This is a genomic window from Natronincola peptidivorans, from assembly GCF_900111615.1.
Taxonomy (GTDB): domain Bacteria; phylum Bacillota; class Clostridia; order Peptostreptococcales; family Natronincolaceae; genus Natronincola_A; species Natronincola_A peptidivorans.
The window spans coordinates 301,998-321,291 of the sequence record NZ_FOHU01000002.1 but is presented as its reverse complement, the minus strand read 5'-3'; the positions used below and the strand labels follow the sequence as shown (position 1 = coordinate 321,291).

Here is a 19,294-nt window from a genome sequence, read left to right as displayed (position 1 = left end):
TCATAGTGTAAAAAACCTTCCCTCCTCCAACTGCTTCTACAGTGTAAAAGCCTCTTTCCTACAAAAAATAGTCGGTTCCGTCTTGATCATTCTCCATTTTTCCAATGGAGCTTCAAGACAGAACCTATCTATTTCCTTATAACCTTATGTTTGTTTAGATTCTTTCCTTCGCCTCATATTTTGTATGGAGCAGTTTATGGGCTAGTTCTCCATAGGGCTCTCCTAGGTATTCCTTATAAAGCTTAATGACTTCTGGATTTTCATGGGATTTTCTGATGGATTTTCCTCGATCCTCTCTATAGATGGCCTCCTGACGTTTTTTCACAATTTCATCGTTGCCATAATGGTAGGGTTGTCCTCCTCCACCGACACAGCCGCCAGGACAGGCCATGATTTCAATAGCATGGAATTCAGACTTGCCGTTTCTAATGTCCTCCAGCATCTGTCTAGCGTTTCCTAACCCATGTGCAATCCCTATTTTTAGTTCCTTACCTTTTAAGTCTACTGTAGCTTCTCGGATGCCGTCCATGCCCCTTAATTGTTTAAACTCCACTTCTTCTAATGTTTCTCCAGTGACCCATTCATAGGCTGTCCTCATAGCGGCTTCGATCACTCCGCCAGTGGTACCAAAAATACTGGCAGCACCAGTTGATTTCCCTAACGGATGGTCAAAGTCCTCATCAGGAAGCTTATCTAAGTCGATTCCTGCCTCCTTTAGCATATCTCCCAGTTCTCTTGTAGTTATAACAATATCCACATCGTCGTTATCATCAATGCTAAGCTCTGTTCTAGCTGCCTCGGCTTTTTTTGCAACACAAGGCATGACAGAAACCACCACCATCTTTTTGGGATCAATTCCTATTTTTTCTGCAAGATAGGTTTTTGCTATGGCGCCAAACATGATATGGGGTGACATACAGGTAGAGGGTACATCAACCATATCAGGAAATTGATGCTCGATAAAGCTTACCCAAGCTGGACAGCAGCTGGTCAGCATTGGTAATGTACCACCATGCTCTAGACGATGGATTAACTCCTTGGCCTCCTCCATGATGGTAACATCTGCTCCAAACTCTGTATCATATACTTGGTCAAACCCCATTCGTCTTAGGGCAGCTGCCAGCTTTCCTGTTACGATGCTGCCTGCCTCCATGCCAAAAAGCTCTCCTAATGCTACTCTTATAGCCGGTGCTACCTGTACTACTACATATTTATCAGGTTTATGTAATTCCTCCCATACCTTATGGGTATGATTTACCTCTGTCAATGCCGCTGTTGGGCATACTGCTACACATTGACCGCAGTAGGTGCAGGAGGTTTCCACCATCGGCAAATTAAAGGCAGGTCCAACAATGGTATCAAAGCCTCTATTGAGGGCGGATAAAATCCCACAGGTTTGAATTTCATTGCAGGCAGTTTCACATCGGCGGCATAAGATGCACTTATCCTGATTTTTGATTATCGCTTGGCTGGAGGTATCTAAGGGATACTTATTCCTCTTTCCCGAATACTTAATCTCTCTTACATTTAGCTCCTGTGCTAGAGATTGCAGCTCACATCTTACGTTTCTTTGACATATGAGACAGTCGGTTGGATGATTAGAAAGCAGCAACTCCACCGCCATTCTTCGTGCTCTTATCGCCCTTAGTGAATCCGTTCGGATTACCATCCCATCATTGATAGGCGTAGCACAGGCTGGAGCCAGATTAGGTCTTTGCTCTATCTCCACCATACAGACTCTGCAGGAGGCGGTACGATTCACCATTTTTAAATCATGTAAATCTAAATGACATAGTGTAGGGATTTTTATCCCTGCCTCTACTGCAGCATTTAAAATCGTGTACTCTCTAGGAACTTCTACGGTTTTATCATTAATTGTAACCTTTACATAATCTTTCAAATCAACACCACCTTTATTCTTGACTATTGTTTTGGAACAGCTGCTGTTTTTTTCTTACCCATACTGCATACACCAGCAGGACATTTTCTGTTCACTACATGCTCTCTATACTCTTCTGCAAAATATTTCAAGGTGCTCAGCACAGGATTAGGAGAGCTTTGTCCTAAACCGCAGAGGGAACTTTCCTTGACCATTTCTCCTAAGCTTTGCAGGCTTTCTAAATCCACTTCTGTCCCTCTGCCGTTGGTAATTCTTATTAAAATCTCATGGAGACGTTTATTCCCAATTCTACAGGGAGTGCATTTTCCACAGGATTCGTCCTCTGTAAATTCTAAGTAGAATTTAGCGATGTTCACCATGCAGTTCTCTTCATCCATCACAATCATCCCGCCAGAGCCCATCATAGAACCTATTTCTTTCAAAGTTTCATAATCTATAGGGGTGTCTAAGTACTTTTCTGGGATGCATCCACCAGAAGGACCTCCTGTCTGTACCGCTTTAAAGCCTTTATTTTCCCGAATACCTCCACCAATATCATAGATAATCTCTCTTAAGGTAATTCCCATAGGCACCTCTACTAGACCTACATTATTCACCTTGCCTGCCAGTGCAAAAACCTTGGTACCTTTACTATCCTTTGTCCCAACACGACTGAACCATGCTGGACCCTTCAGGATAATGGGTGGTATATTGGCAAAGGTCTCTACATTGTTGACACAGGTAGGCTTGTCCCACAGTCCGCTTTCTGCTGGAAAGGGAGGCTTTGCATTTGGTTCTCCTCTACCACCTTCAACTGAATTGATTAGAGCTGTTTCCTCACCGCATACAAAGGCCCCAGCACCATATTTTAGCTCTATGTCAAAGTTAAAGTCACTATCAAATATTTTTTCTCCTAAAACACCATAATCTCTTGCCTGTTCTATGGCTATATTTAACCTTTCTATCGCTAAAGGATACTCAGCACGAATATAAATATATCCTTTTTCTGCTCCAATAGCATAGCCAGTAATAGCCATAGCCTCCAGTACACTATGGGGGTCTCCCTCCAGGATACTTCTATCCATGAAGGCTCCAGGATCTCCTTCATCAGCATTGCAGATAACAAACTTTAAATCATTTTTGTTTCTATAGGTTAACTCCCACTTATAGCCCGTGGGAAACCCCCCTCCACCTCTACCTCTTAACCCGCTGTCCTTTACGATGTTAATGACTTCCTCTGGTGTCATTTCCGTCAATACCTTTCCAAGAGCTAAGTAACCGTCTTCTCCTATGTATTCCTCTATATTTTCTGGGTTGATGAATCCACAGTTTCTTAAAGCAATACGTAGCTGTTTATGGTAAAAGGATATCTTCTCCTGTTCTTCAATCTTTTTTTGTAGAGTTGGTTCTTCATAGAGCAGTCTTTCTACCCTGCGTCCTTTGATAATATGCTCTTTTACAATTTCTTCAACATCCTGTGGTTTCACCTCTACATAAAAGACATGGTCAGGATGAATTTTGACAATGGGACCTTTTTCACAAAACCCAAAGCATCCGGTTTTTACAATCTGTATCTCTTCATGAAGATCCGCTTTTTTTAGCTCCTGATGAAATTTTTCTATCATTTCTCTACTTTCTTGAGATTCGCAGGCAGTACCGCTGCAAATCAATATATGTGCCTGATAACGCTTCATACACTTCCCTCCATACCTTTATTCCTTGTGAAAGGATTTTGAAATAATTGAATCCTGTAACAGTTCTCCCTTTTCTACATGCTTTTCAATAATCTCCTTTGCTTTTTCCTTATCTACCTTACCATAGAGTATGGGGCTTTCTCCAGGTACATTTACCTGTACCATGGGTTCATCATGGCAATAGCCCATACATCCTACCTGCACTAAATAGACATCTTTTAAACCCTTTTTTTCAATGGTTTCAAAAAGAGTATTAAAGGTCTCTCTAGCTCCTGCTGCAATGCCACAGGTAGCCATCCCCACCTTTAGCTTGATATGCTTTTCCTCCTCTGCTTTTCTAATGTTTAATCCTTGATTAGCATTGTCTCGAATTCTTTTTAACTCCTCTAAGGATTTAATTTGTTTCATCCGTTCACCTCCTATAAATATTGCTCTAATATGCCTTCTATCTCCTCTGGCTTTACTCTGCCGAAAACCTTATCATTGATCACTACTAATGGGGCTAACCCACAGGCTCCAACACACCGAACATCCTTTAAGGTAAACTTTCTATCCTCTGTTGTATCTCCTGCAGAGATTTTTAGCTTTTTTTCAAATTCTTCTGTAAGCTTGTTGGCTCCCTTTACAAAACAGGCAGTACCCGTGCAAATATTGATAACATATTCTCCTCTAGGTTCCTCTGTGAAGTAGCTGTAAAAGGAAACAACACCATTGACCTTTGCTCCTGCTAATCCTAATCTTCTAGCAATAAAAAGCTGTACATCTCTAGGTAGATATCCAAAAATATCCTGAGCATGATGCAGTACCTGTATCAATCTACCCTCAAGAGAAGGTAGACTATCAATGTATTCCTCTAGTTTTTCATAATGCTCCTTTGGTATAGGCTTTTGTAAATCATTTTTTTCCTTGACTTTTAGCTCTTCTGGCATTAGACTCCTTCCTCTCCTGCAATAAGTTAATAAGTTAGGTGCCTGGCACCAAATCTTTACTTTTATCAACTATTATTGTTTATAAATCATATGGTAATTATTCTCTTTATCAGTAAAAAATCTCTTTTACAACTACTGAAAGAAGTTTTCTTGATTGAATGTTAAAAGAATAATTCTTTTTTTATAGAACACGCTATTTATTAGGAGGTGATAATGATAGTGGATATAAAGAAAATATTAAATGATATTGAGATTTTAAGAAAAAATCTAGATAAGTTAATAGAAGAAAAGTCTTCAAATCTTCAGGACCCAGAAATAATAGAGGCAAGTCAGGTGCTTGATGAGGCTATTTCAAAGTTGAATCGATTGATTTTCAAAAAACTATAAAACCCTAGGTGGCTCACCTTAGGATTTTATATAAGTAAATATGAAATTTGACTACACTTCAGAGGCTTTCTTTTTCTTTATTTGAGCCTTTAATCGGTCCACTGAAGTATTGGTAATGAGTTCCTCCGGCATATTTAAATCCTCCATCATGTTTTTTGCTACAGAAAAATTTCCTATGTCATAAGAAATATGAGCATCACTACCAATAGTCACTGCTACTCCTTCATCTCGACATGCTTTTAATATGTTATAGCAATTTTCCTTGCTACCGGTTCTAAAGGTTTCTGGCTTTAAAGAGCTATTGTTAATTTCTATTAATGTACTACTTTCTTTAGCAGCCTTCACGAGTTTTTCAACATCTACAGGATAGGCAGGGTTACCAGGATGTCCAATAATATGGATATAGGGTAATCGCATGAGGCTGATGAGGGTATTGGTGTTTTGTTCCATTGTACCTGGCTTAATGCATGGCTGATGAAGACTTGCAATAACAATGTCTAAGTTTTTTAGGACACTTTCAGAAAGATCTAGTTTTCCCTCATGATTCATGATATTAGCTTCTGCACCTTTAAGTATTTCTACACCATCGATTTCTTTAGGTACTACCCTTAGATTTTTAAAATATAGTATATGAGCGCTGCCAGGCATTTTGGGTCCGTGATCTGTTATGGCTATTAGTTTAAATCCGATCTTCTTAGCATAGGTTGCCATTTCCTCAATGGTGCTATAGGCATGGCCACTTGCCAGGGTATGACAATGGGTATCTAGTAATAAATTCATTAAAAAGCCTCTCCTTCCCATTATTACCAGTATTTTTTCTATTCTTTTCCAGTAACTATTACTTATTATATCAAATACTATTTTTAACAAAAAGTCATTTTTTAGAACTAGTTTTTAAATTTAGTAGAAAAAATTGTAGATTTGTATCGAAAGACAACAATAAAAGGGTAGAAATTTCTACCCTTTTATTTGGGAACCGGTTTAATTAGTAAGCCCAAAAATATCTTCCACCAAATAATAGTACTAGAAGTAGGAAGAAGAATAGTAAGCTATCACCTGCACCTCTGAAGATACCACAGTTGCAGAAGATGATTACTAACAATAAGAAGAAGAATAGTAAACTGCTTTGACCACCAAACAACCCGCCTAGTACATTGCTCTTAGCTACATCACTCATTTATTAGCACCCTCCTTATATTCTTATTAGGACTATCTCTAGTCTTAATATATAGTATGTGAAACCTGTAAAAACGGTTACTTTTGTTGCACAAATGGATAAAGACTTTTTATCCATTTGTGCAAAATTATTTCTTTACTTTGTTAGAAGCCACATATTCTACCGCCAGTAAATAATACTACCAAAATTAAGAGGAAGAATAATAAGCTATCTCCTGATTCTCTAAATAATGGGCAATTGCAGAAAATTATCACTAGCAGTAAAAAGAAAAACAATATGCTGCTGTTAGTACCAAAAACATCGCCAAAGATACCTGTTCCTTTTACTCCTTCACTCATTCTTTGACACCTCACTCTCATTTTGGATTGTTATCGGGTCTCATTTTATCTTATGAATTAGTGAATATTTTTGTGCATTATTTGACTTAACTTCATCTTTTTCTTGTGGAACATTTACACAGAAATGCATAATTTAGAAGTATAGGCGAAAAGGTTTTGAAATATCAAATATGAGGTGGTTTTTATGAAGATTATGGTGCAAAAATTTGGCGGCACCTCCGTTGCTTCAAAAGAAAGAAGGCAAATGGTTGTGGAGAAAATTGCTAATGCTAAACGTGAGGGTTATCAAGTGGTTGTAGTGGTTTCTGCTATGGGTAGGAAGGGTGATCCTTATGCTACTGATACCTTAAAGGAATTAGCGTTAGATAATACTTTTGATTGCAGTTTAAGACATTTAGATCTTTTAATGGCCTGTGGAGAAATCATCTCCTCAGCTGTACTGGCCTCTTCTCTGGAGGCAGATGGATACAGGGTAGAGGCTTTAACAGGATTTCAAGCAGGCATTTTAACAGATGATACCTTCGGCAATGCTGATATTTTATCTGTAGGTACAAATAAAATTTTTTCTCATCTGGAGGAGGATAAGATTGTTATCGTAGCAGGATTTCAGGGAAGTACGCAGGATGGAGAGATTACTACCTTGGGACGAGGTGGCAGTGATACTACCGCAGCTGCTTTAGGAGTTGCCTTAAATGCTGACTGTGTGGAGATTTACACTGATGTGGATGGTATTATGACGGCAGATCCCAATATTGTACCGAAGGCACAAATTATCAATGAAATTAACTATGACGAGGTGTTTCAGATGGCAGAAAAGGGAGCAAAGGTAATTCATCCTCGGGCTGTAGAAATTGCCCATTATGGGAATATTCCTCTAAAAATAAAAAACACCATGTCTTCTCACCCTGGAACTTGTATTTGCAATTGTCGTAAAAACGGTACTACCCCTTACTCTTCTAAATGCAGTACTCAGCTTCTGACGGCTATTACTCATAAGGATGATATTACACAGGTATCACTTTCTATGAAGGAGCCTCTTCAAAAGGATAGTCTCATATTGTCAGACTTAGCAGAGGCTAATATCAGCATCGATATAATTAATTTTTTTGTGGATAAAAAAATTTTTACCATCCTTACTCCTCAGAGGTCAGCCCTGGAAAAAATATTGCAGAATCATAAGGTAGAGTATTCTATTTTAGATAGATGCAGTAAGGTAACGATTGTAGGTTCAAGAATTACAGGTATCCCTGGTGTCATGGCAACAGTGGTATATGCTTTGGCCAAGGAAAACATCCAAATATTACAAACCTCTGACTCCCATGCTACCATTTCCTGTTTAGTGAAGGAGGAAGATGCAAAAAAAGCAGTAAACCTATTACATGAAGCTTTTCATCTGGGACGGCAGTAAGGGCAGACCTATGTTTCTGCCCCGAGGTTGTTGAAAAAGTCAACAACCTCAGACTGTTGAAAAATCTTCAGATTCAAGGCGCAAGAAAACCCAGCGGCTGCAGCGTATATGTAATACGTAAAGGTGCTGGGTTTTTGAAGCAACGAAGAAGATGGAGGTTTTGCAACAGTCTAAGGGCAGACCTTTGTGTCTACCTTTGAAAAATAACTCTATTCTTTTTCTTCTTCCTGCTCTTCTAGTCTTTGTAAAATAAGCTTGTATCCATCTGCTCCATAGTGTAAGCATCGGTTAACTCTGCTAATGGTGGCAGTACTGGCGCCGGTGACCTTTTCTATTTCGCTGTAGGTACGTCCTTCCTTCAAAAGCTTTGCTACCTCCAGTCTTTGGGATATCGATTGTATTTCCTTAATAGTACAAATATCTTCAAAAAATCTATAGCATTCTTCAACATTTTCTAATCTTAGTATCGCTTCAAATAGTGCATCGGTAAAATCATCTTGAATTCTTGATTGATAAGCCATTCCATCACCTCTAATCATTAAAGTAGGTTTTACTATAAACTTCGACTTTTTTATTCTTTTTCCTGTTGTGTTTTAAAACTTTTTCAAGTTATCTTCATATTGCTTCAAGTTTGTTATATCTAATTCTTGTGTATCTTTTTATTTCACGTATCTCATACTATTTATTCTGCTATAGATTTCCAATTATTTTTTTTATTTTTATTATTGACTTTTTAGGCAAAAGCTAATATAATTTGTTTCATAGTAATTTTGTAGTAACCAATTTAATAATAAACTCTTATTTAGAGAGGTGGAGGGACTGGCCCTATGAAACCCGGCAACCACGATTTTTATCGAAGGTGCTAATTCCAGCAGTACATATTGTACTGAAAGATGAGAGGGGATACTTATGATTATGGTGCCTCTTTCATTGTGAAGGAGGCATTTTTTATTATAGCTTAGAGGAGTGATACAATGATTGAATTAAAAAATGTTAGCAAGCTTTACCAAGCCAAAGAAGGAAATGTGTTGGCCTTAAAGGATATTCATCTTACTGTAGAGGCTGGTGATATCTACGGTATCATGGGCTTAAGTGGTGCTGGTAAATCAACTTTGATCCGCTGCATCAATCTTTTAGAGCCTCCTACTACAGGAGAAGTTCTTATAGAAGGAGTTGATCTGACCAAGATTTCCGCAGCATTACTACGACAGCAGCGTAGAAATATGGGAATGATTTTTCAAAGTTATAATCTTCTTACCAGCAGAAATGTAGAGGAAAATATAGCTTACCCCCTTGAACTGCAAAAAACAAAAAAAGAAGTTATTCAGGACCGAGTTCAAAACCTGCTAGGACTAGTAGGACTTGAAGAAAAAAGGAATCACTATCCAGCTCAACTGAGTGGTGGTCAGAGGCAAAGAGTAGCCATTGCTAGAGCTTTGGCTACTAACCCTAAAGTATTGCTAAGTGATGAAGCTACCTCTGCTCTCGATCCTATCACCAGCAGAAGTATATTGAGGCTTTTGAGGGAAATCAATCAAAAACTAAATATCACCATTGTATTGATTACCCATCAAATAGAAGTGATTGAAGAAATATGTAACAAGGTAGCAGTTTTAAAGGATGGAGAGATTGTGGAAAGAGGAATGGTTAGTCAAGTGTTTAAAGCCCCACAGCATCCTTATACTAATTTATTATTAGGGAATAAAGCCTTTGAAAAGCATACACCTATCCCTTTAGACTTTTTCAGAAATCTTAAGACAGGAGGTTTATAAAATGGAAAGATTATTAGGTCTTCTTCTTCCCTCTTTGCGGGAGACATTCTATATGGTTACTATATCCACCCTTTTTGCAGTTTTCATAGGTACACCTTTAGGAATTGTTTTAGTCATTACCAAAAGGAATCATATTATGGACCACCCTATGCTCAATCAACTATTTTCCTATATTATCAATATGGGTAGGTCCTTTCCATTTATTATTTTATTGATTTCTATTATTCCTTTTACTCGAATTGTGGTAGGCACATCCATCGGTACCACCGCTGCTATTGTTCCCCTAACGGTAGCCACTATACCCTTTTTTGCTAGAATCATAGAAAATGCTTTATTGGAGGTTGATAAGGGAGTAATAGAGGCTTCTCAAGCAATGGGGGCAACCAATTTTCAGATCATTTATAAGGTATTGATCCCAGAAAGTATGCCGGCTATCCTACTGGGTATTACCATTACTATTGTGAATGTCATTGGCTACTCAGCTATGGCAGGAGCTATTGGAGGAGGTGGTTTAGGAGATTTAGCCATACGTTATGGTTATCATCGTTTTGACAAAGAAGTTATGATATGGACAGTATTTTTATTAATCATTATAGTGCAATTTGTTCAAATTTCAGGAAATTATGCAGCAAAAAAAATTGATAGGAGGTAATATGATGAAAAAGAAAGGTATTTTATTTATTATTGGATTATTGGTGGTTACTTTATTGGCAGGTTGCAGCCAAGCAGAAAAGGTGGAAACAGGAACATTAGATACTGTAGAGGATAATCTTGTCGCCCTCAAGGTTGGAGCTACGCCAGTACCCCATTCAGAAATATTAGAGTTTATTAAGCCGTTTTTAGCCCAAGAGGGAATTGAATTAGAGGTAGTAGAATTTACAGACTATGTTACACCAAACCTTGCTTTAGCAGATGGAGAGATAGATGCTAACTTCTTCCAGCATGTACCCTACATGGAGACTTTTGCTGCTAATAATAATTTAACCTTAAGCGCAGTAGCAAAGGTTCATGTGGAGCCTTTAGGATTATATTCTAAAACCTTATCTGGTATAGAAAACTTAAAGGATAGCGCTACCATTGCTATACCTAATGACCCCACCAATGGAGGAAGAGCACTATTATTATTAGAATATTATGGACTGATTGAATTAGAAGAAGATGCAGGATTGTCAGCTACTGAAAAAGATATTGCTTCAAATCCAAAGAATCTTAAGTTTATTCCTTTAGAGGCTCCACAATTACCTAGATCCTTAGATGATGTGACTGCTGCCATTATTAATACCAATTATGCTTTAGAGGCAGGCTTTAATCCTGTAAATGATTCACTAATTATTGAGGATGCTAATTCTCCATATGCAAATGTAGTAACAGTAGCAGCAGGAAATGAAGAAAATGAAAAGATTTTAAGCCTAATCAATCTACTAAATTCTCAAGAAGTAAAGGGTTTTATTGAAGATAAATATAAAGGAGCAGTTGTACCTGCATTTTAAATGCATTATTTACCAATTTATTTTAATGCCTCTTACAAATACTAAGAAAATAGAATAAAACCTAATTCAGAAAGCGTTTTTTATTTCCACTGAATTGTAGGCTGGTTTACTTGGTGAATGTATTGCTTAATTATCTACTGACGAAAATGGCACACTAAAAGCAATCCACCAAAGGATAAAAAACTATAATGGTAGGAGGCATATAATGAAAAAAGATAAACAGCATACCACGAGAAATCCACAGGACATTATTGACAGCACCTATAATGCACGAGATTTTCAAATACCAGAAAAAGAAAAGGATATGAATTCTTATGTAATGCCATTAGATATGATGAGGGATGTTGATGCCTTTGATTCCCGAAAATTTTTTCAAGAAGCTTGGGATGAAAGCATAAAGAATCTTCATAGGAAAAACCAAGGTCATCCTTTAAAGTAATAAGGCAACCAACAAGAAAACCCCAGCCACCGAAGCGTATGAATAATACGTAAGGGTGCTGGGGTTTTGAAGTAACGCAGAAGATGGTGGCTTTTCAACAGTCTGGTTAGACTTTAAATTTATTCATCTCTTCTTCCATATCACTTGCCATTTCATTTAATACCTGTGCTGTGGAAGCTACTTCCTCCACTGATGCATTCATTTCTTCTGATGATGCAGCAATCTGCTGGGCCACAGCAGCGTTACCTTCTGATATTGTGGTGACAGCATCTACCTTAGTAACGATATCGTCTTTACTATTATTGAGTATGGTAATAGATGCATTGACATTTTCAATTTTGGGTAATATAGCTGCAATATTTTGCAGTATGCCTTTAAAAGCTTCTGTTGTATTAGATACAACCTTTTCTTGTGTTTGTAAATTAGCCATACCATTTTCAGTAGTCTTAACAATTTTATCTCTATCTGAGGTAATATTTGATAATAATTCATTAATATTTTCTGAGGATGTCTTAGATTGCTCTGCCAGTTTTCTTATTTCATCTGCTACTACTGCAAAGCCTTTACCAGCTTCTCCAGCTCTGGCGGCTTCTATAGCGGCATTTAAAGCTAACAGATTGGTCTGCTCTGCAATGCTGTTGATAAGATCTGTAATTTGTCGGATTTCTGTAATTTTATCATTCAACACTGCAACATTGTTACTTACTTCTTTAAAAGATGTACTTATATATTCTGTTGATGAAGTTAGATCCTGTAGTTTTGTGTTCCCCTCTATAATCATAGCATCTGTTTCTTTTGCATTCACATGTATTTCTTCCACGTCAACAACTATTTTTTCTAATTCTTTCCCAAAATTATTGACGATGCCGGTAACTATCTTTAGCTCTTGTGTTTGTCCATTAGAGCCCTGTGCGACTTCCTGTATAGCATTGGAAACTTCATCTGCAGCAGCTGTCATTTGCTGACATATCCCTGCTAAAGCATGGGCATTGTCACTGGTATTAGCAGCATTGCCTTTTGTTTTTTCCATCATAAGGGCAAAATCCTCTATAGTTTTTGCTAGTGATTTTTTCATTCTTCCAAATTCATTTTTCCCTTTTGTATCAATAGTTAATGCTAAGTCACCGGTAGCTATTTTTTCATATATTTCAATCATTTCTTTAATTGACTTATTAAAAACTCTTATAATTATGATGGAGAAAACTAATAGTAATACTACTGCACTGCTTAACAACAGCAGAATATTTCTATTAATGCTTTGATAGATACTATAGCTTTCTCTTTGTAGTTCCTCTACTAGTTCTTGATTATAACGAAGAATTTCATTTAGATTAGTCATAATGGTACGACTAGATGCATCCATTACAAACTTGTGGTTAGAATCTGCTTCTTCTCCTTGGGATAATTGGTTCTTTACACTGTCCCAAGACCGCATGTATTCTTCATATCTCCCATAAGCTACAGTTAAGAGAATAACCTCTCTATCTCGTTCATCTTTGCCTTCTAGGAATCCATCCATCAATTGACGAAGATTGCCGTCTAATGATGCTACATTGTTGACAATACTAGTTGTGTAACCAAAATCCAACATTCTTAATGTATCTACTCTAATATTCATAAACTCAGTAATGATTTCATTAATTTCCTGTCCAGACAATACTGCAGAGGTATAGATAATATCCACATTCCCCTGAATGCTGTTAACGCCTAAATAACCCAAAACTCCTACTGCAGATATAAATATTAGACTTATTACTACAAGTGCAATAACACTATAGGTCAGTGATACATTACTAAAGGCTCTCTTCATCTTTTCAGTCCCCCTGTAGCATTTTTTTATGGCAATTATATGTATTCTTAGTAATTTTATCATAAAATTTTTGAAATTTCAATAATTTTTTAGGTAATTCGACAAGGCCATTGCTTCATTATTTTATGTAAATCATTGAGAAGGATAAAGGAAATATTTTAAATACAAAAAACTACATTTTTCTTTAAATGTAGTCCAAATATACATGCAATATTCAAGTATTAAAAGAGCACGTAACAATCTACCTTGCACCAATATAGATAACTTTTTACCTAGCTATGATCTTTCGACCATAACCAAGCAGGTCATTACCTATACTGATGGTTCGTTCGACCCTACAGGATACCTGAACAGCCTTATACAACCTCTCGGCTGTATAAAACCATTAGTCTTTAACTACAATGCATCATTAAAAACCTGCGGAACCCTGTAGAGTCTTCGCTCGACCCTATAAAATCCGTTGGGATCCTATTATAATCGAATTATTATTGATGTAACCGACTATAATAGAACCTTTCCCGACTCTATAGGATCTTCCCGCCGACTGTATATCAGCCAGACCATGACCAATATACAATCTTTGGCCGACCTATATATACCCCGTTTAAGGAGCACATATAAGTCTTGGCTCAACTGTTACGCACCCTACATAATTATATTGACCAGTTGAAGACTTTAATATTCTGGTATATTTTTACAATAATTAAAGGAGATGCAATACTAGTTTCTGCATCTCCTTAATCTTATGCCAGTGTTTATCTTTATCATGAAAATCTATGCTGTTTTTATAGCTCTTTCTTTTTTTGCTCTATTCCATTGTAGCATCAGTATTCCCATGATTACCAATAGTCCTACAATATCCTGGATTAAATTTGCACTAATTAGCATCAGCGCACCTGCGAATAATACTACCTGATTCACCTTTTTCATATGGGTGAAAAAATACCCTTCCGCCGCACTACCCAACATGATTACACCAACGATGGAGGTAACTGCCACCATGGCTCCTTGTAAAAACGTGGTTTCTCTTAATAGTAGGGCACTATTATAAACAAACATATAAGGAACAATGAAGCCTGCTATAGACAGCTTCATGGATTCAAAGCCTGTTTTCATAGGGTTACCACCAGAAATCCCAGCTGCTGCAAAGGAAGCTAAGGCAACAGGAGGTGTGATATTGGCAAACATAGCAAAGTAAAATACAAATAGATGTGCTACGATTGGTTCAATCCCTAATCTTACCAGTGCTGGTGCTGCCATAGTTGCTGTAATAAGGTACGCTGGGATACTAGGGAGTCCCATCCCTAAAATCATACAGGTAATCATGGTAAACACCAAGGTAAATAGTAGACTGGTACCACCTAAGGATACAATAGCATGGGCCATACTTAATCCAAAGCCCGTTATACTGGTAACCCCTACGATTGGTCCTACCGCAGCACAGGCAACAGCCACCGGCACAACGGAACGGGTTCCTTCATATAAGCCATCTATAATATCCTTGAAGCTCATTCTCGTGGTAGGACGAAGCATGCTTACAAGAATCGTTACAATTATGGTAAGGAATGCTGAGTTAATAATCGTCCTTCCTGTGAAAAAAAGCATATAAATTAAAAATAATAGCGGTATTAAAAGATGTCCTCTTTCCTTCATTACATCCTTTACTCTTGGCAGCTGTTCTCTCGGTATACCTTCTAGTCCCTTTTTTGACGCCCGCATCTGAACCTGTGTCATGATTCCTAAATAATATAATAACGCAGGTAAAATGGCTGCCATAACAATAACCCTATACTGAATTCCTAGTACTTCAGCCATAATAAAAGCTGCTGCTCCCATGATAGGAGGGAGTAATTGTCCTCCTACGGAAGCTGAGGCTTCCACAGCTCCAGAGAATTCGTCGTCATATCCGGTTTTTTTCATCAAAGGTATGGTAAAGGCTCCCGTGGTTACTACATTGGCTACTGCAGCACCATTGATACTACCTAAAAACCCACTGGCTATAACTGCTACCTTTGCTGGCCCTCCTTTGGTATGACCAGCTAAAGCTAGAGATATATCATTAAAGAACTGTCCCATTCCCGATTTATTCATAAAAGCACCAAATAATATGAAGAGGAATATATAGGTTGATGCCACCCCTACAGCAGTACCGTACACCCCATCTGTAGATACAAATAAATGATTTACTACCTCTGTCCAGCCATATCCTCGATGTCCAAAAAAACCTGGCATTTGCCTTCCAAAAAGAGCATAACCGATAAAAAGTATCCCCAATAGCGGTAAAGCAAAGCCTGTCACTCTTCTTGCAGCTTCTAGAACCAATACAATTAAGACTACTCCAAAAAAGAGGTCAGTGCTATTAGGAATTCCTGCCCTATGAACAATACCTAAATAATCTTTAAAAATGTAGACAGTAGTGGATAGGGCTAACACACCTAAAACAGCATCGTACCAAGCCATTTTCTTCCTATTAGCCTTTTTATAGGCAGGAAATAGAAAATAAGTTAAGGCTAAAATACCAGCGACATGGAGGGATCGATGCTTTAAGGTTACAAGGGTTCCAAAGTAGGATACGTATAAATGGTATAGTGCAATAGCTATAGCAAATACCTTTACTGCTAAAGCGGTTTTTTGGTTAGAAAAAATCCTAAACCTAGATTCACTATCATATTTTTCTAATAACTTTTGTTGTTTTTCTTCAATATCTTTATCCATCTTGTCATTGATCATTTCTATCACCTCTCTTGAATAACCATCTTCATGTAACCATGATGAGGTAAATCCTTACCACTAGCAATTTTTTCTCCATTGAATGTGATTTTCTCTGTAGCGGTATGGGAATTAATCCAATCATATGCTGGATATTTTTCCTCTATATCTGTCATGATAATATATCCGTCTTCTACCTTCACTTCCTTACCTCTATCGTGAGGTATGCCAGCGCCAAAACCTTCAAATCTTATTTCCTGCAACAAAAATTCATAGCTATCATCAATCGTAAACAGCTCAATCCAGGAGATATGCTCTACAGAATGTATCCAGTAAAACTCTACTTCATCCCCTGGTTGAACCTCCACCTGATAATATTTTTCCTGTGAAGCTTCATCCATAATTATTAACCAATGCTTTTGACTTCTATTTACTAAAAAATAAATACAAAACAAAAGAATGCCTATAATAATAATGAAAAGCCTCATTCTTGCTCTGAGAGCATCAACAGAGGAAGCTTCAAAATACTTCCTCTGTTTTTTGCTTGTAGGTTCTTTAGTCAATCACACCAACTTCTTTATAGTATTTTTCTGCACCCGCATGGAACGGTACTACCATTCCATCCATAAAAGTGTCTATATTAATATGTCTTTCTGCTGCACTATGAGAACTATGAATGATGTCTATGTTTTCATAGATTCCTTTTGTAATATCATATACTACTTCTTCTGGCACATTAACGTTTACTAGAAGTAGGTTCATGATAGTTGCTGTATTTACATCTTCAGGATTGTCATAGGTACCAGCTGGAATAATGTTTGGTGAGAAGAAAGGATAGTGTTCCTTCAAATACTCCATACCTTCTCCTTCTATAGGAATAATTTTAATTTCATGGGTTGTAGCAAGGTCCATAATAGTAGAATTCGGAATACCGCTTGTTACAAAAGCTGCATCAATCATACCATTTCTCATTTGATCAATGGCTTCTCCATAGTTAAGATAATCTGGTCTTATGTCATCATAGGTCATGCCATGTGCTTCAAACATAAGTCTTGCATTTAATTCCACACCTGAGTTAGGAGCACCTACCCCTACTCTTTTTCCTTCTAAATCATAAAAGCTTTCAATACCAGTATCTACTGTAGTCACCAATTGAACGTAGTTTGGATATAAACTCATTAAACCTCTTAACTCTTCCTTTGGTTCCTCCCCTTCAAATGCCCCAAAGGCTTGATACGCTTGTTGTACTGCATCTGCCATCATAATCGCCAGTTCAGCACGATTATTTAGGATTAAATTAATGTTTTCTACAGAAGCTCCCGTCGATTGTACAGAGGATCTATAACCCAATTCATGCTCAATAACATTGGAAAACCCTCCACCTATAGGATAGTAGACACCGCTGGTTGGACCCGAAGCAACAGTGATAAACATACTTCTATCAATTTGAGCTTCTCCCTCAGCCGGTTCTTGAGCTGGTTCTTGAGCTGTATTTCCAGCTCCTCCTCCACAGCCTGTCAAAATCAATACAACTGCTAATAAAAGAAATAATACTTTTTTCATCAGCTAATTCTCCCCTTTTTATTTTATTATTGTAATGCCTCATTTATTATAATAAGCAAAATATATGCCAAGTTTTGTTTTGGCTCTATTACAAGCTCTTTACTTTGCTAAGGGGTTTTGTCCCATATCATAAAGGGGAATAAAAGTTCATTTATTGAAATATATTTTTGTATTCTTTCATTTTAAAAATGTAATGCCTCATTGTGCAACGGGGATGTTTGTTTAAAATTAGGGTTTTTTATGGAGTGATTTGTATTTTAACTTTTCAGAAAGTTGATTTAAAATGAAAGGGGAATATTTTTCCCATGCGGAATATTTTTCCCCTTTTTGTTTTTCTTCACTTATCGATCTTATACTTTGAAATTTTATTTCTTAGACCTCTCTCACTAATCCCCAGCATCTGAGCTGTCTTTTTTCTCTGACCTTCATTTTTCTTTAAGGTGGCTTCAATTAATAATTTTTCCATTTCATCTAAGGTTAATCCTACTAAGGAATCAACAGGGTTTTGGTTATAAGCAAAAACTGCCGATGATTTCTTTTGTAGCTCCAATGGTAAATTCCCCAGCTGAATATAAGGTTCTTCTGTCATTAGCATAGCATATTCTAAAATATTGGCCAGTTCTCTTATGTTACCTGGATAATGATACTGTAAAAGACAATTCTGTGCTTCTTCTGAAAGCCCTTTAATTTTTTTATTGAGTTCCTTATTGTAGCTTTGGATAAAGTGTTGAAATAATAGGGGTAGGTCCTGAGGCTTTTCTCTTAGGGGCGGAATGGAAATCTCCACTACATTTAACCTAAAGTATAGGTCCTGACGAAAGCTTTCCGCCTCTACCGCCTTTTTTAAATCCTTATTGGTAGCAGCAATTACTCTTATATTTAGCTCTATAGGATGATTTGATCCCAATGGTGTAACCTGCTTTAGCTGCAAGACTCTTAAAAGCTTTGCTTGGAGGGCCATAGGCATATCTCCAACTTCATCCAAGAATATAGTTCCATTATTGGCATATTGGAACTTCCCCATCTGATCCCCAGCAGCTCCTGTAAAAGCACCTTTTTTGAACCCAAAGAGCTCGCTTTCCAAAAGATTTTCAGGAATAGCAGCACAGTTCACTGCTACAAAGGGTTCTTTTTTCCTTTTTCCAGAAAAATGTATTGCCCTTGCCACCAGTTCTTTTCCAGTACCACTTTCTCCACTAATGACTACATTGGTTTCTACATCCTTTAGCTTTTCAATTAAGGTAAAGACATTTTTCATCAAAGGACTTTTGCCGATAATGCCTTTATAATTGTATTTTTTCTCTAGCTCTTGACTTAAATACTCAACCTGCCTATTAAGCTTCTGAAACTTTAATGCTTGTTCAACGATGGAGTATAAGCCTTCCTTATTTAACGGCTTGGTTAGATAGCTATAAGCCCCTTTTTTTATCGCTTCTATGGAGGAGGCGATTGTGCCATAGGCCGTCATAATAATGACAATGAGATCTTCTTGTATGCCTTTTAACTCCATCAATATTTCTATGCCACTTACATTTCCGATTTTTAGATCCAATAAACATAAATCAAATCTTTCTTCTTTTGCCCACATAACTGCTTGTAAAGGGTCAGTGGTACTTTTTACAGCATATTTATCCTCTAGAGCAAAGGTCAGAGAGGAACAGATAGCCGCTTCATCATCAATAATTAAAATTTTTTCCAT

General features: G+C 37.3%; 19 protein-coding genes and 1 riboswitch. Of the genes, 6 read left to right on the top strand and 13 right to left on the bottom strand.

From position 1 onward, the window contains the following. Positions 1–154 precede the first annotated feature (154 nt). From BMX10_RS04185 to BMX10_RS04170, 4 genes are read right to left on the bottom strand one after another with little or no spacing between them, the layout of a single operon-like run. Positions 155–1,900, bottom strand: a complete 1,746-nt coding sequence (locus BMX10_RS04185) for an NADH-dependent [FeFe] hydrogenase, group A6 (RefSeq protein WP_090439798.1) — start codon at positions 1,898–1,900, stop codon at positions 155–157. Positions 1,901–1,923: 23 nt separating this feature from the next. Next, a complete protein-coding gene (locus BMX10_RS04180) occupies positions 1,924–3,573 on the bottom strand; it encodes a NuoF family protein (RefSeq protein WP_090439795.1) in 1,650 nt (549 codons plus the stop codon). A gap of 18 nt (positions 3,574–3,591) precedes the next feature. Continuing rightward, positions 3,592–3,981, bottom strand: a complete 390-nt coding sequence (locus BMX10_RS04175; protein WP_090439792.1) for a (2Fe-2S) ferredoxin domain-containing protein — start codon at positions 3,979–3,981, stop codon at positions 3,592–3,594. 11 nt (positions 3,982–3,992) lie between these two features. Then, entirely contained in the window at positions 3,993–4,502 is a 510-nt protein-coding gene (locus BMX10_RS04170; RefSeq protein ID WP_090439788.1) for an NADH-quinone oxidoreductase subunit NuoE family protein, read from the bottom strand. A gap of 213 nt (positions 4,503–4,715) precedes the next feature. Here BMX10_RS04170 and BMX10_RS04165 point away from each other — a divergent pair, with 213 nt between their 5' ends. Continuing rightward, positions 4,716–4,889: an aspartyl-phosphate phosphatase Spo0E family protein gene (locus tag BMX10_RS04165; RefSeq protein WP_090439785.1), complete on the top strand. Its 174-nt coding sequence runs from the start codon at positions 4,716–4,718 to the stop codon at positions 4,887–4,889. Positions 4,890–4,940: 51 nt separating this feature from the next. Here BMX10_RS04165 and BMX10_RS04160 read toward each other — a convergent pair whose 3' ends face one another. The 3 genes from BMX10_RS04160 to BMX10_RS04150 form a co-directional block, all read right to left on the bottom strand. Then, positions 4,941–5,669, bottom strand: coding sequence for a phosphatase (locus tag BMX10_RS04160; protein WP_090439782.1), 729 nt, complete (start codon positions 5,667–5,669; stop codon positions 4,941–4,943). A gap of 205 nt (positions 5,670–5,874) precedes the next feature. Next, the gene (locus BMX10_RS04155) at positions 5,875–6,066 is read right to left on the bottom strand and encodes a hypothetical protein (RefSeq protein WP_090439779.1); all 192 of its coding nucleotides are present in this window, start codon (positions 6,064–6,066) and stop codon (positions 5,875–5,877) included. Between the two features lie 143 nt (positions 6,067–6,209). Beyond that, entirely contained in the window at positions 6,210–6,404 is a 195-nt protein-coding gene (locus BMX10_RS04150) for a hypothetical protein (RefSeq protein WP_090439777.1), read from the bottom strand. A 184-nt stretch (positions 6,405–6,588) separates the two neighbouring features. Between BMX10_RS04150 and dapG the strand changes: the two genes are divergently transcribed. Next, entirely contained in the window at positions 6,589–7,812 is a 1,224-nt protein-coding gene (dapG, locus tag BMX10_RS04145; RefSeq protein WP_090439774.1) for an aspartate kinase, read from the top strand. Positions 7,813–8,021: 209 nt separating this feature from the next. On the opposite strand, the gene BMX10_RS04140 is transcribed toward dapG, so the two are convergent. Beyond that, positions 8,022–8,333: a YerC/YecD family TrpR-related protein gene (locus BMX10_RS04140; protein WP_090439771.1), complete on the bottom strand. Its 312-nt coding sequence runs from the start codon at positions 8,331–8,333 to the stop codon at positions 8,022–8,024. Positions 8,334–8,607: 274 nt separating this feature from the next. Then, positions 8,608–8,712: riboswitch (SAM riboswitch) on the top strand. A 74-nt stretch (positions 8,713–8,786) separates the two neighbouring features. Here BMX10_RS04140 and BMX10_RS04135 point away from each other — a divergent pair. From BMX10_RS04135 to BMX10_RS04120, 4 genes are all read left to right on the top strand, one after another. Next, positions 8,787–9,584 carry a methionine ABC transporter ATP-binding protein gene (locus tag BMX10_RS04135; RefSeq protein ID WP_090439769.1) on the top strand — a complete coding sequence of 266 codons (798 nt, stop codon included), beginning with the start codon at positions 8,787–8,789 and terminating at the stop codon, positions 9,582–9,584. Position 9,585: 1 nt separating this feature from the next. Next, positions 9,586–10,236: a methionine ABC transporter permease gene (locus tag BMX10_RS04130; protein WP_090439766.1), complete on the top strand. Its 651-nt coding sequence runs from the start codon at positions 9,586–9,588 to the stop codon at positions 10,234–10,236. A 4-nt stretch (positions 10,237–10,240) separates the two neighbouring features. Beyond that, positions 10,241–11,074, top strand: a complete 834-nt coding sequence (locus BMX10_RS04125; RefSeq protein WP_090439764.1) for a MetQ/NlpA family ABC transporter substrate-binding protein — start codon at positions 10,241–10,243, stop codon at positions 11,072–11,074. A 205-nt stretch (positions 11,075–11,279) separates the two neighbouring features. Next, complete coding sequence (locus BMX10_RS04120; RefSeq protein ID WP_090439762.1) at positions 11,280–11,513, top strand: hypothetical protein; 234 nt, start codon at positions 11,280–11,282, stop codon at positions 11,511–11,513. 106 nt (positions 11,514–11,619) lie between these two features. Here BMX10_RS04120 and BMX10_RS04115 read toward each other — a convergent pair whose 3' ends face one another. The 5 genes from BMX10_RS04115 to BMX10_RS04095 all read right to left on the bottom strand — a co-directional run bounded on the left by BMX10_RS04115 (position 11,620) and on the right by BMX10_RS04095 (position 19,294). Next, a complete protein-coding gene (locus tag BMX10_RS04115) occupies positions 11,620–13,323 on the bottom strand; it encodes a methyl-accepting chemotaxis protein (RefSeq protein WP_170834673.1) in 1,704 nt (567 codons plus the stop codon). A 774-nt stretch (positions 13,324–14,097) separates the two neighbouring features. Beyond that, positions 14,098–16,053: a TRAP transporter permease gene (locus BMX10_RS04110; RefSeq protein ID WP_208976101.1), complete on the bottom strand. Its 1,956-nt coding sequence runs from the start codon at positions 16,051–16,053 to the stop codon at positions 14,098–14,100. A gap of 5 nt (positions 16,054–16,058) precedes the next feature. Further along, the gene (locus tag BMX10_RS04105; RefSeq protein WP_090439756.1) at positions 16,059–16,595 is read right to left on the bottom strand and encodes a DUF1850 domain-containing protein; all 537 of its coding nucleotides are present in this window, start codon (positions 16,593–16,595) and stop codon (positions 16,059–16,061) included. Further along, entirely contained in the window at positions 16,588–17,595 is a 1,008-nt protein-coding gene (locus BMX10_RS04100) for a TAXI family TRAP transporter solute-binding subunit (RefSeq protein WP_090439754.1), read from the bottom strand. Before BMX10_RS04100 ends, BMX10_RS04105 begins: the two co-directional genes overlap by 8 nt. A gap of 337 nt (positions 17,596–17,932) precedes the next feature. Then, the gene (locus tag BMX10_RS04095) at positions 17,933–19,294 is read right to left on the bottom strand and encodes a sigma-54-dependent transcriptional regulator (RefSeq protein WP_090439751.1); all 1,362 of its coding nucleotides are present in this window, start codon (positions 19,292–19,294) and stop codon (positions 17,933–17,935) included.